Source organism: Arthrobacter sp. I3 (genome assembly GCF_000520575.1).
GTDB lineage: Bacteria > Actinomycetota > Actinomycetes > Actinomycetales > Micrococcaceae > Arthrobacter > Arthrobacter humicola_A.
The window spans coordinates 63,014-75,427 of record NZ_KI914927.1 but is presented as its reverse complement, the minus strand read 5'-3'; the positions used below and the strand labels follow the sequence as shown (position 1 = coordinate 75,427).

Genomic DNA, 12,414 nt, shown 5'->3' with positions numbered 1-12,414 from the left:
GCGGGTGAGGTTGCTGCCCCCTTCCGCCGGCGACGAAGCGGGGCTGCGCTCCAGTGGTGCCCATGATGGCCTAACGTAGAAGGCTGCCCGGGTTTCGTTCCCGGACAAAAATTCACCACCCACCGCCACAGACTGACGCCCGGAGGAAATCCCCGATGCTGGAACAACTGGCAGCCTTCGTGTTGACCTGCCTGGTCGTAGTGGTGGTGCCCGGACCCGACTTTGCACTCGTCCTCAGGAATGCGCCCCGCGGCACACGGGCGGCAACCACAGCCGCCGCCGGCATCATGGTTGGCAACACGATCCTTGCCGTGCTGGCGGTGCTCGGTGTCACGGCGCTGCTGGGGGCCTCGGAAGTCGTCGGGACCGGGATCAGAATTGCCGGGGCCGCCTACCTGCTCTACCTGGGCCTGCGCGCCTTCGCTGAGGCGTTCGCCAGAACACCCAAACCCAGCCAACCCCCGGCACCGGCAGCGGAACGCCAACGCGGCGGGAGCTCGCCTTTCGTGCAAGGAATGGTGAGCAACTTGCTCAACCCGAAAGTCGCCGTCTTCTACTTGTCGCTGTTCCCGCAGTTCACTGTCGCCCCGTTGCCGCCCCTCGCCCAGCACGCATTGATGGCGGGCATCTTCCTGCTGATCGCGTTGGCCTGGTACGTGCTGCTGCTCAGCGCGCTCAAGAAGGTGACCGGAGTCCTCGCCCGGCCCCGGACCGGCCGGATCGTCGTCGGGGGTTCAGGCGCGGTCCTGGTCGGGGTTGGCGGCACCATCCTGACTCAGACGCTGGCCTCCGCCTAGCCGCCCGGGCAGCTCCCGCGCAGCCTTCCCGGGTGTCTAAACTCCGGATCAACCCCGGGGGCGTTGATAAGCGCCCCACCGGGCGGGATGATCAGCACATGCCCGGCAACCGTCACCGAAGGAGCCCGACCGTGAGCGCCGCAATCAAGACAACCGAGAAGCTGATCATCATCGGGTCCGGTCCCGCGGGGTACACCGCGGCGATCTACGCCGCCCGGGCCGGGCTCAAGCCGCTCGTCATCGCCGGTGCGGTCACTGCCGGGGGCGCTCTGATGAACACCACCGAGGTGGAAAACTTCCCCGGTTTCCCGGGCGGCATCCAGGGCCCCGAACTGATGGACGGCCTGCAGCAGCAGGCAGAAAAGTTTGGCGCGCAGGTGGTGTTCGACGACGTCACCGAGGTGCGGCTCGCCGGGCACCTGAAGCGTGTGGTCACCGGCGCCGGGGCGAGACATGAAGCGCCCGCCGTCATCCTCGCCACGGGCTCGGCGTATAAGGAACTGGGCCTGCCGGAGGAGAAGAAGTTCAGCGGCCACGGACTGTCCTGGTGCGCCACTTGCGACGGCTTCTTCTTCCGCGACCAGGACATCATCGTGGTCGGCGGCGGCGACTCGGCGATGGAGGAGGCCACGTTCCTGACCCGCTTCGGCAAATCGGTGACCGTGGTGGTCCGCAAGGGCGAACTGCGCGCCTCCCGGATCATGGCCCAGCGGGCCAAGGACAACCCCAAGATCAGGTTCGCCTGGAACTCCGCCATCACCGCGATCCACGGCAACGGCAAGGTCACCGGAGTGACCCTGACCGACACCCGCACCGGCGACACCCGGCAGCAGGCCGCCACGGGCATCTTCGTCGCGATCGGGCACGTGCCCCGGACCGAGCTTTTGGCCGGCCAGATAGACCTCGATGCCGACGGCTACATCCAGGTCGACTCCCCTACGACGGTCACCAACCTGACTGGCGTCTTCGCCTGCGGCGACGCCGTGGACCACCGCTACCGCCAGGCCATCACCGCCGCCGGCACCGGCTGCGCCGCGGCCCTGGACGCCGAACGCTTCCTGTCCGCGCTCGAGGACGCCGACAGCATCGCCACCGCGCTGGTCGAAGAACCGACGCACTCCTAGGCGAGCCTTGAAGCGGCCCTTCCCGACGGCACTCCCGGCGTCGGCACTTCCGTCGTCGGCAGTCCCGCGGCACTTACGGGTCGGGCACTGCGCTGTCTGTTGCGGAAACTGGCCGGTTCGCAGGCTCAGCCGGCGATGGCGGCGGCCGGGCAGGCAGGTTTGCCTCAAGCTGGTCGGCATCGACGGCTGCGAGGTTACGGATCAGGATGATGAGCCAGGCGAAGATCAGCGACGCGGCGATCAGCTCCACCGCGGTCAGGTTGTAGTAGCCGACAGGGAACCACAGCACCGCGGCGACGACGATGACCGCCAGGAAGAGCCACCCGAGCGCAGCGAAGGTGGCCGAGACGGACGGAACCAGCGTGCGGATGCGGACAATAAGGGACGCGAAGACCACCACCATGCCGGACGCGACCAGGGTGTGGAGCCCGAAGCGCTCATCGACGGGGAACAATCCCACGCAGGCGAGGAAGACGCCGATCAGGGCGATCCCGCCTTCGAGCAGCCTCACCCGATGCAGCGCGGACGGGGACTTCGCGGTCGCCGCGAGGGTCGCCGTCGCATATCCCGCCAGCGTGGAGATGACGACGCCGGCGACGATCAGGGTGAAGTTGAACGCCACTCCGGAGACGTCGGAGCTCATGCCGAGGGCACTGAGGTTCTCCTGCCACCACAGTGGATCCTGTGCGGTGAGCATGCTCGTGAGCAGGCCGGTGACCAGGAAGCCGGCGAGGAGGGCGGCGAGCCGGTAGGCGGTCATGCTGAGCGCGGACAGGTAGGCGATATAGGCGCTGATGGCTCCCGTGGTCCCGACCAGGACAGCGGCCGCGAACGGGTAGACGACCGCACCGATGAACGCCTGCTGGAACAGCGAAAAGAGCGCCAGCCAGCCGAGCAGGAAGATGCAGGCGTGCGCCAGCGCGAGTGCGGCGATATCGATGGACGTGCGGATCCGGCCTCCCCCGCGGGCCTCCGGTGCCACAGCCGGACGACGTTGCAGGCAACCGGCCACCACCGCCCCGGCGCCCAGCACTGCCGTGCCGATCGAGGCAATGTCACCGACTGAACCCCGTCCGGACAACGGGACCGGTTCCCGCCCGATCAGCAGAAAAGCGATGCCGCCCAGGACGAGGAAGGCGGCGCTGCCGACGAAGAGCGCCCGGGCCTCTGACGTGACGGCTGCTGGCTTGTTCGGGTCTACCATCACTCACTTCGATTCGCTGGCGTTGACGGCTCGTGCAGTTCCGCCGTCAGCGTCAGCCCCTTGTGCTCCAGCAATCTTTCGCATCCCGGGCGCTCGCACACCGGCGGTACTCCAACGCTATGGCCGCGGCGCCCCGGGGCCGTCACCCGGAACGGATGAACCCGCCCCGCCGGCCTCAGGTTTGTTGGGGCGCTGCCGGCCCGCTGTTGGCCCGCCGTCGGTGGACAAACGCACGGCCGGCGCGTGCGTCACTGACCCGCGTGCGGAACGACCAGTACGGGCCGGCCCTGCAGACGGGTCAGGGAAACGCTGACCGAGCCCTCCAGGAGCCGGCCCATCTGGGCAATCCGCCCAGGCCGCTGCCCGCCGACAATCAGCGCAGCCGCGTCCGCGCTCTGCGCCAGCCGGTCCAGGGCGTGGGCAACTTCGCCGTTCAGCACCCGGAAGGACCATGCCCCGCCGGGAGGACCGAGAATGCCCTCAAGGCAGCTGAGCAGCTGTGAGGCCGGGTATTCGGCTTCGACATTCGGGGCAGGATCAAGTGAGGTGCCATCCAGGACTCCGGCGGGCTCCCACTCGGTGAGGTAGCTCGCCGGGTCCACGAACGCGCAAATCAGGTGCACTCCCATGATTGCGGCGAGCCCGGCGGCGGCCCGTACCAGGCGCTCGTCGAATTCCCACGGCACACCGAGAACCAGCGGGCCGTCCGACCATTCACCGGCCCCGGCCTGCTGAAAATCACCGGGAGTTTCCATGGGTCCTGTCAGTCGAGGCGCGCACCCGCAGGGTGTCTATGCCCGGCGGGTGCAGCGGGAATCCACGCCTTCATTATGCCCACTCCCGGCCTCCCGGTCTCGCTGCCTCCTTGGGCAGTGCGGATTAGCTCGCGGCCGCCGACGTCAGAGCCTGCAACAGCGGCGTCGTCGGCCGCCCGATCAGCCGGGACAGCTCGCCCGTGACGGTGGCCAGCAGGCCCGCCTCGGTGTCCGCGTCCAGGGCGGCGAGGAATCCCGCGGTGCCCGCGTCGAGGCCGGCCGCGGTCAGGACCTCAACCAGTTCCGGGGCGGAGACGGGCTGGTAGACAACTTCCCGGCCCGTGATCCGGGTGATCGCCGTCGCCAGTTCCTTGAAGTCCCAGGCGTAGTCGCCGGAGAGTTCGTACGTGCGGCCCTCGTGCCCGGCGGAGCTGAGCACCGCCGCGGCCGCCGCGGCGTAGTCAGCCCGCGTCGCGCTGGCCACCCGGCCGTCACCGGCAGCGGCTACGACGGCGCCCGTCTGCTTGGCCGTTGCCACGGTCGGGGCGTAGTTTTCGGTGTACCAGCCGTTGCGCAGGATGGTGTTGTCGAGTCCCGACGCGCGGATGAGCTCCTCTGTTGCCTTGTGCTCGGGCGCCAGGATCAGTTCGGTGGTGTCCGCGGCCAGGACGGATGTGTAGGCGATGAACCCGACGCCGGCGGCCCTGGCCGCGTCGATGACGTTGCCGTGCTGCGCCACCCGGGAACCCACCTCGCTTCCGGAGACCAGCAGGAGCCTGTCAACGCCCGTGAGCGCGGCCTCGAGAGCCGCGGGATCGGAGTAGTCAGCGACGCGCACCTGGACGCCACGTGCAACCAGCTCCGCGGCTTTCGCGGCGTCGCGCACGATGGCCACCAGCGAATCCGGTTCCTGGCTGGTGAGCAGTTCATCGAGGACGAGCCTGCCCAGCTGTCCTGTCGCACCCGTTACTGCAATCGTCATGTTGCGCTCCTCATCAGTGGTCAAGCCACGTCACGTTCTGGTTCGCCGGCGATCCGGCGCTGGCGGGCATAACCGGACCCTGGTCCGGTTCATTCCCCGTGTTACGGTGTGCGACTGCTACGTCAGGGTCCACGACCGCTTGGACAACCCGAACCAGAACCCGTCGATTGCTGTCCTGGCCTGGATGTCTCCCGAGCCGTACGCAGCCCCGAGGGCAACATAGAGCGGAGCCCAGTGCTCGCTGCGGGGGTGCGCTTCCCGGGCGGCGGGCGCCTTGTTCAGGAAGTCGAGGATGGAGTCGACATCGCCGCGGGCCATGGCCTCCTCGGCCCAGTGGTCGAATTCGCTGGAGGCCGCGGGAGGGGCGGAGTCCGGCCCCCCGGCGGGATTGAACCAGCGCAGGTTGTGCGTCGTGAATCCCGATCCGACAATCAGCGTGCCCCGCTCCCGCAAGGGCCCCAGCGACATGCCGAGGTCGAACAACCCCTGCGGATCAAGCGTCGGCATGGACATCTGCACGACCGGCACGTCGGCGTCGGGGTACATCTCCTTCAGCGGAACGTAGGCGCCATGGTCCAGCCCGCGGCTTTCATCGCGCTCCACGTGGTGGCCGTGGCCGGCGACGAGCTTCTCGACTTCGGCAGCCAGCTCGGGTGCCTGCGGGGCGTCGTAGGCCACCTCGTAGTACTTCTGCGGGAAGCCGCCGAAGTCGTAGACCAGGCCCGGATCCCGCCCGGTTGCACTGAGCGTCACGGGGGCGTTTTCCCAGTGGGCGGAGACCATGAGGATGTCCCTGGGCTTGCCGAAGGTGCCGGACCAGTCGTGGAGTTCGCGGGTCCACGTGGAGTCGTCGGCCAGGGGCGGTGCGCCATGGCTGAGGAAGAGAACCGGGGGGCGGTCAGTGGTCTGAGTCATGGGATCATCCTAATCCATTTTGATTGAAGCTTCAAGCTTCCAGTTAGAACGAAGGCACACTGAACCCAAGACCCAGCAGGCCCCGGCCCGCCTGCTCGAGAACCGGATCCCTCGTCAGCGCCGCATGGTTCATCAGGACATTGACGTCGCGCTGGATCCGCTGGAGCGGATGCGACAGCCGGTGCACACTCCCGCCGGATCCCAGCATGATCACCCGAACAGCCTCGGCCGACGCCTCGCCGCTCAGGGCGAGGGACAGCCGGTACTGCCCGCGGTCCGGCTCCGTCATGGTCGAAGGCCCGCGCGCATGGGCGGCAGAGACCACCCGGACCGCCTCCTGCCAGTGCAGCCGCGCGGTGGCCACCAGCCCGAAGGCGTGCGCATACCGGACTTGCGCGAGCGGCGAGTCCGCCTGGCGGTTCTCCACGGTGTGCTTGACCTTCCGGACCATGATCAGCTCGCGGAACAGGTCGAGCGCGTATTCGGCAGACCCCAGGGCAGCGGCCGGGGCCACCATGTTCAGCAGCGCGCCCATGGGGGTGTGGATCAGCGGATCCGCGTGGAGCAGGCTCCCCGGATTGGTTTCCGCGCCCAGGAGTTCCCAGTCCAGAGTCCGATGCTCCGGGACAAACAGGTCCCCTGCCCGAATGTCGTTGCTCCCGGTACCCCGCAGGCCGGCCGTCTGCCACACGTCGAGGAGCTCGACGTCGGCCAGCGGCACCAGGCACTGCAGGCGCACGTCGCCGTGCTGCGCGGCGAGCAGCGCCCACCGGGCATGCATGACCCCGGAGGCAAAGGTCCACCGGCCCGAGATGGAGTAGCCTCCGGGCACTTTCCTGGCCACTCCTGCCGGCGCCCCGGTAGCGGCCGCCAAGGGAGCCGGCCCGTTCGCGAAGACCTCGTCCTGCGCCTCCCGCGGCCACCGCGCGAGCATCCAGACATGTTCGATCAGATGGCCGGCGCTCCACGCCGTGGAGGCGCACCCCCGGGCAAGCCGGCGCACCACCTCCACATAGGTTTCCAGCCCCATGCCCAATCCGCCCACCCCCTTCGGGGAGAGCATGTGGAAGACTTCGGCCGCGTGCAGCTCCTCCATCGTGGCGTCCGGAATGCGCCGGAGCTCCTCGGTTTCCGCAGCCCGCTCGCGCAGGCCGGGCACGAGCCCCTGGACCCGGGCGAGCATGTCGTCATGGGTCGGGACGGCCGCCGCCGCCCCGGCCACGGCCTGGGGCGCAGCCCCGACGTCGCCAGGGGCAGCGCCGGGCGCGCCGGGCGCACCGGCGACGGGTCCGGCGTCGGACGGGAGCACGAGCGTGTGGCCGGTATGGTCGCGTTTTGCGGCCAGGTACCGAAGATTGGCCGCCGAGGCATGGACGCCGGTGGCGACCTGCCCGGACACTTCGAGGCCGAGGCCGGTCAGCTGGGCTGCCTTGTCCGGGTTGTTGCTGAGCAGCCGCAGCGTGCCGGCACCCATTGCCTCCAGCATCTGGGCCGCCGCCGTGTAATCCCGCTCGTCTTCGCCGTGGCCCAGGGCCAGATTCGCGGCGTAGGTGTCCAGGCCGCCATCCTGCAATGCGTAGGCGTCAAGCTTCGGATACAGGCCGATGCCGCGGCCTTCCTGGCGGAGGTAGACCAGGAAGCCTCCCTCGGCGGCAATCCGCTCCACGGCCTCCCGCAGCTGCGGGCCACAATCGCACCTCTGGCTCCCGAACACGTCGCCGGTGAGGCACTCGCTGTGCAGCCGCACCAGCGGTCCGGCACCGCCTTGCGCCGCGCCCTGCAGTGCAGCCTCCCAGTCGCCGAGGGCCAGCAGCAGGTGCTCCTTGCCGTCGGTGAGCCCGCTGAAGCTCAGCACTTCGGCAACGGCTTCGAACCCGTCCGGGAAGCGCAGCGGCACGACGACCCGGCTGCGCACGGCGGCCGAAGGTGCTGCGGCCTTCGGCGTTGCAGTGGTTTCTGGCGCAAGGGTCATCTCGGGTCCTCAGGTATGGGGCAACAGGTGCTGACGTTGGCAGGGGCGCAGCCGTCAAGCCAGTCGGCTTCGAGCGGCACAGCCTTTCCGGCCAAGTTTACTTGAACCTTAAAGTTATAGGCCCGGGTGGCCGGTGATGCAAGCGATGACCCCGCGTGACGGCCGGGCGGGCGCGTCGGCGCGCACCGGCCCGGATAGGCAACCAGCCGGTGCCATCATGAGGGCGTGACTATCCCGAAAACCATCCTGTTGTTCGTCCTCGCCGCCGTTGCCGAAATAGGTGGGGCCTGGCTCGTCTGGCAGTCCGTCCGCGAGGGCCGGGCCTGGTGGTGGGCCGGGCTGGGTGTCGTGGCGCTGGGCATCTACGGCTTTGCCGCGACATTGCAGCCGGACGCACACTTCGGGCGTATCCTCGCCGCGTACGGCGGCGTGTTCGTGGCCGGTTCACTGGCCTGGGGCATGATCTTCGACGGCTTCCGGCCCGACCGGTGGGACGTCCTGGGTTCGGTGATCTGCCTGTTCGGGGTCGCCGTCATCATGTTCGCGCCCCGCGAGGCCGGATGACCGCCGCCGTACCCAGGAAGGATCCAGTAACCATGACCCGATTCGTGATTGGCCCGGACGTTGCCCTTCATCTTGCCCTCGAAAGGCCGGCGGTTTCAGACGATCACCAGCTGGTGGCGCCGACGCTTCTCCGCTCGCAGGTGCTCTCGCTCCTGTACCAGTCAGTCCGGCGCGGCGACGTGACGCGGGCCGATGCCAATCGTCAGCTCGACTACATCCGGGGCCTTCGCATCCGGCTCCTCGGCGACCGCGTCCTGCAACGCACCGCGTGGAGCCTCGCCGAGGAACTTGGCTGGGATGACACCCTCGACGCCGAATACGTGGCCCTGGCCCGGCTTCAGGCAGACGCCTTTCTTGCAGCGCTTCCAGGCGCGCAGATTCTCGAAGTCGGCCCGTGGGGACTTCGTCAGCAGGAATGGTCGGACCTCGACCTGGTTTCCAACTGGCGATCATTCCTGGACTCCCCCGAAAGATACCTGCGACACCTATAAGCCCGGCCTGGTCGAGGTTGAACTAACGGCGTCCCCGAACGGACAATGCCTGACAAGGCCAAAGGGGAACAACGAACCGCCGATCTCGGTCAACGCTAATGCGTCGAGTTTTCCCTACTGCTTTTGGGCGAGGCGCTGGAGTTGCCGTGCGTGCACGCCGCTCACCCAGTCCCACCCTGGAGCGGCCGATGGGCCAACCCGCGGGTCGCTGGGATCATGGGCGTCACGCAAGGCGTGCACGTACGCCCGATCCTGGTCGATCCGTGCGTGTACCTGATCAGCTCCGCCGACGGACCCGTGGCCGGGGACGAGGACATCGACGTCGCCCGCCACGCCCTCGAGCAGCCGCAGCGCGGCGAGGTAGTCCTCGATCGGGTCAGCGGTGTCGTTCAAGTCGAGCATCGGGATCAAGACATCAGAAAGCATGTCGCCGGCGACGAGAACCCCACGTTCCTCAATCAACAGCGCCGCGTGGCCCGGGGCATGTGCTCGATGCTCGAGGATGCGGACTTGGGGCCCATCCCAAGGAATCTGCGCCGTCCCGACGGGCAGGCCGGTAATAAGGCCGAGGAGATCCAGCGGTACCTGTTCGGGGATGCCGGCCGCCTTTGCGACAGCCTCCACTCCGCCCGACAGCCGATCCCGGGCGGTAGCCGCGCAGCGCGCGGTGCCGTAACGGGGAACTGCGCGGAGCCCGGCGGGCCAAAGCAGGTGGTCCCAATGAGGATGCGTCGAGAAGCCTCCCACAACCGTCTGGCCCGAATCAGACAAATCCTTCGCGAGGCAGTCCATTTCGTAGCCGTGCACCCCGGGGTCGATGAGCAACACACCAGCCCGGCCCCTTACAACAACGGCGTTGCTCTGGCAGAACTCGCTCTCGTGGATCAGCACACCCTCCGCGACCTGCCTCAACACGGGCTGGCCTCTTTTACATCGCGGGTGGCGTAGTTGTCCCCCGGAACTTGCTCGACCCGCGGGTCGGTGGAGACATTCATCCAATGGTCGATGCGGCCCATCATCTCCTCTTCCTAACAGTGTTGCGTTCTGCAACTCCTATAGCGAGGACCAAATACCTGTCAAGGATGACTCGTGGGATCACGGTTCCAGGAGACGCACTGATCCCGATACAAGACGGTTGACCGTTTTGCTAGGATCGGACCAGTCTTTCGTCTCCTACCTTTCAGTGGGCGACTACTGGATCCCGGAATTGCGACGCGACAGGGTGCTTCAGAGAAGGCCAGCGGAACTCCCGATCAACTCGCGCAGCGAGTGGGTGACGATCCTGCTTCCACGTCCCAGAGTTGAAGTTGAGGTTCACAGATGGTCATTCAGGATCGCGCGAAGGCCACCCGCGGTGCCATTGTCGTCGGCGCCGCTGCGGTCTTTGAGGAGCACGGCTACGGCAGTGCCAGCCTGACCCAGGTCTCTGAGGCGGCCAGGGTGACCAAGGGCGCCCTCTATTTCCACTTTCAGTCCAAGGAAGATCTCGCCAGGGCGGTCATCGAGGAGCAGCATCGGATCGTCGTGGCCGAAAACGAGAGCATCCTTGCCGGGGACTGGCCAGGCCTGACGGCAATGATCCTGCTGTGCCGCGCTTTCGGTCTTCAACTGGTGCACGAGCCAGTTGTCAGGGCCGGCATCCGATTGACGTTTGAAGCGACGGCTTTTGGTCCGCCCGTGCGCGGCCCTTACGAGGACTGGATCGCCGTAATGGAGCAGCTTACCGATCGGGCCAAGGCAGAATTGCAAGTCCGGCCCTCCGTCGACGCCGGGACATTTGCCCGATACCTTGTTGCTTCGTTCACCGGGGTTCAGATGGTCTCCGGAGTACTCACCGACCGCGCGGACGTCATGCAACGGATCGAAGAGATGTGGGAGATCGTGCTGCCGGGGATCATGCATGACGATTTCAACGGTGACCCCCACGCTCTCTCCGGACTGGTTTCCGCTGGAAGCTCCATCCCCCCGCGGACTCCTACCCCGCCAGCACCGTGACAGCCGCGCACGGCCAGCGAGGGCTGCGGCCCCTAGGCGGGTAGTGCCTTGCTTGCCATCGTCGAGACTTTCAGCGAGTCCAGTCACATAAACCGGATGACCGCCTTGTTTTAGGCCGGGTGGTCATTTATTCTTGTATGGGATCCATTGGGGACTCCGCTCGAAGAGCGGCTGTGTCGGCGCGCATTTTTTGGGGGGCGCCGGCACAGACCCCCGGCCTGGACTGTCCGCGATGGCGATCCAAGCACGCCAATGATCGCGGTCACGACGACGGCAAAGGTTGCCAGAACCGACGCGTTGAGGACGAGCGAGAGTTCCATTTGGTGCGGGAGAAGCACAGATTCGTCCCACCCTGCATTGTCGGCGCGATTGATGAAGTCTGCGTCGATCGGATTCCACAGGATGGCCGCGACACTGGTTGCCACCAACGCGCAGAGACTGAGGACCAGCTGCACGACGGACCATACTGACGGCTTTCCCTTGTGGCTTGACGGACGTTTGTCCATAGCTTCCCCCCGTTTAGTCTCGGCCGTGGCCGTTGCAGCCGCCGTTAATGCATTGCCCGTTGCCCACCGCCGGGGGCGGCGTCAGCCGGCCCGGTCGCTTCGATAAGCCCTGAGTGCGTCTTCTCTGAACCACTTTCGGGTCAGGAAAGCGTCCAGAACGCAAGAAACGCCGAGGATCGTCCAGGAAGTCCAAACTGGCGCAAGGCCGGCAATCACCAAGACCCCGACAGCAACAACGAAGCCGACGGAGACGCAGCCATAGATCCGGCGTGTGCGCGTTGCAAATCGTGCCTCTTGCGTTTCGCGAAAGTAGTTCAGCATCAGTCCCCCAAGGTTCGAATCGGAGCCTACAGCACTGGTCGCACCAAATACCGAAAATGGGTTCGCGTCAGCTGTGGCTTTGACCCAAACTATTTCTGAATCACGGAGTTGTCGGGCGTGTCATCAGCACCGCTATTTGGTCTGCTCCTCTCCGCAGCACGTTAGAGGATCCTGCACCGGCACGTCGGGTCGTCGGGTTGCCTCGAACCACGTTCCGTCTGGTTCGATGAGTGCATTGATCATTCGCAGCTGAAGCTGTCCGCCCCGAAACTCAATGCGGGCGACCGGGTCGCGGTTCTCTCCCCGTCGTTCGCTGCCCCCGGATTCGCCCCGGCCGTGCATGAACAGGCGATGCGGCGGCTGACATCGGCTACGGGTTTGATCCCTGTGGAATTCCCGACGACGCGCAAGCTCGGTTCCAGTCGCGGGGAACGGGCGGCGGACATCAATGCGGCGTTCGCCGATCCCAGCATCCGCGCGATTCTCGCCACCATCGGCGGCGACGACCAGATCACGGTCGTACCTCATATCGACGAGGCGGCCGTGCGGGCGAATCCAAAGATCTTCGTCGGATACAGCGACAACACCAACCTGCTGAACTGGCTGTGGTCACTCGGGATACGCGGATATTACGGAGGGTCGACCCAGGTCCACCTCGGCGCCGGGCCGGGTGCTGACGACGTCCACCTCGCTTCCCTGCGGGCCGCGCTGCTCACTGGAGGCGAGCTTGAGATCACCGATCCCGGGGAGTCGGAGGACTTCGGGCCGATTGGCTCGAGCCGCGGGCA

The 12,414-nt window shown here is 66.8% G+C and carries 10 protein-coding genes and 2 pseudogenes; 6 read left to right on the top strand and 6 right to left on the bottom strand.

Annotated features, from left to right (window positions below; all coding sequences use genetic code 11):
- The first annotated feature begins 155 nt into the window (after positions 1–155).
- Both Y706_RS25105 and trxB read left to right on the top strand, forming a co-directional pair.
- Positions 156–797 carry a LysE family translocator gene (locus tag Y706_RS25105; RefSeq protein WP_043436044.1) on the top strand — a complete coding sequence of 214 codons (642 nt, stop codon included), beginning with the start codon at positions 156–158 and terminating at the stop codon, positions 795–797.
- 131 nt (positions 798–928) lie between these two features.
- Positions 929–1,921, top strand: a complete 993-nt coding sequence (gene trxB / locus Y706_RS0111790; RefSeq protein ID WP_028276747.1) for a thioredoxin-disulfide reductase — start codon at positions 929–931, stop codon at positions 1,919–1,921.
- A gap of 73 nt (positions 1,922–1,994) precedes the next feature.
- On the opposite strand, the gene Y706_RS25100 is transcribed toward trxB, so the two are convergent.
- From Y706_RS25100 to ribA, 5 genes are all read right to left on the bottom strand, one after another.
- Positions 1,995–3,128 carry a hypothetical protein gene (locus Y706_RS25100; RefSeq protein WP_156945123.1) on the bottom strand — a complete coding sequence of 378 codons (1,134 nt, stop codon included), beginning with the start codon at positions 3,126–3,128 and terminating at the stop codon, positions 1,995–1,997.
- 245 nt (positions 3,129–3,373) lie between these two features.
- Positions 3,374–3,880, bottom strand: coding sequence for a universal stress protein (locus Y706_RS0111780; protein WP_028276746.1), 507 nt, complete (start codon positions 3,878–3,880; stop codon positions 3,374–3,376).
- Between the two features lie 124 nt (positions 3,881–4,004).
- The gene (locus Y706_RS0111775) at positions 4,005–4,862 is read right to left on the bottom strand and encodes an SDR family oxidoreductase (RefSeq protein ID WP_028276745.1); all 858 of its coding nucleotides are present in this window, start codon (positions 4,860–4,862) and stop codon (positions 4,005–4,007) included.
- 117 nt (positions 4,863–4,979) lie between these two features.
- Positions 4,980–5,777 carry a dioxygenase family protein gene (locus Y706_RS0111770; protein WP_028276744.1) on the bottom strand — a complete coding sequence of 266 codons (798 nt, stop codon included), beginning with the start codon at positions 5,775–5,777 and terminating at the stop codon, positions 4,980–4,982.
- A gap of 43 nt (positions 5,778–5,820) precedes the next feature.
- Positions 5,821–7,749, bottom strand: coding sequence for a GTP cyclohydrolase II RibA (gene ribA / locus Y706_RS30580; protein WP_028276743.1), 1,929 nt, complete (start codon positions 7,747–7,749; stop codon positions 5,821–5,823).
- A gap of 225 nt (positions 7,750–7,974) precedes the next feature.
- Between ribA and Y706_RS0111760 the strand changes: the two genes are divergently transcribed.
- Together Y706_RS0111760 and Y706_RS29625 are read left to right on the top strand one after the other, a co-directional pair.
- The gene (locus tag Y706_RS0111760) at positions 7,975–8,313 is read left to right on the top strand and encodes a YnfA family protein (protein WP_028276742.1); all 339 of its coding nucleotides are present in this window, start codon (positions 7,975–7,977) and stop codon (positions 8,311–8,313) included.
- A gap of 353 nt (positions 8,314–8,666) precedes the next feature.
- Positions 8,667–8,804: pseudogene (locus tag Y706_RS29625) on the top strand (AAA family ATPase); the annotation flags it as partial.
- Between the two features lie 114 nt (positions 8,805–8,918).
- Here the strand turns inward: Y706_RS29625 and Y706_RS0111750 are convergent.
- A complete protein-coding gene (locus Y706_RS0111750; RefSeq protein ID WP_028276741.1) occupies positions 8,919–9,719 on the bottom strand; it encodes an MBL fold metallo-hydrolase in 801 nt (266 codons plus the stop codon).
- 405 nt (positions 9,720–10,124) lie between these two features.
- On the opposite strand from Y706_RS0111750, the gene Y706_RS0111740 reads away from it, so the two are divergent.
- Positions 10,125–10,799, top strand: coding sequence for a ScbR family autoregulator-binding transcription factor (locus Y706_RS0111740; protein WP_028276740.1), 675 nt, complete (start codon positions 10,125–10,127; stop codon positions 10,797–10,799).
- 1,061 nt (positions 10,800–11,860) lie between these two features.
- Positions 11,861–12,414, top strand: a pseudogene (locus Y706_RS25090) (LD-carboxypeptidase); the annotation flags it as partial.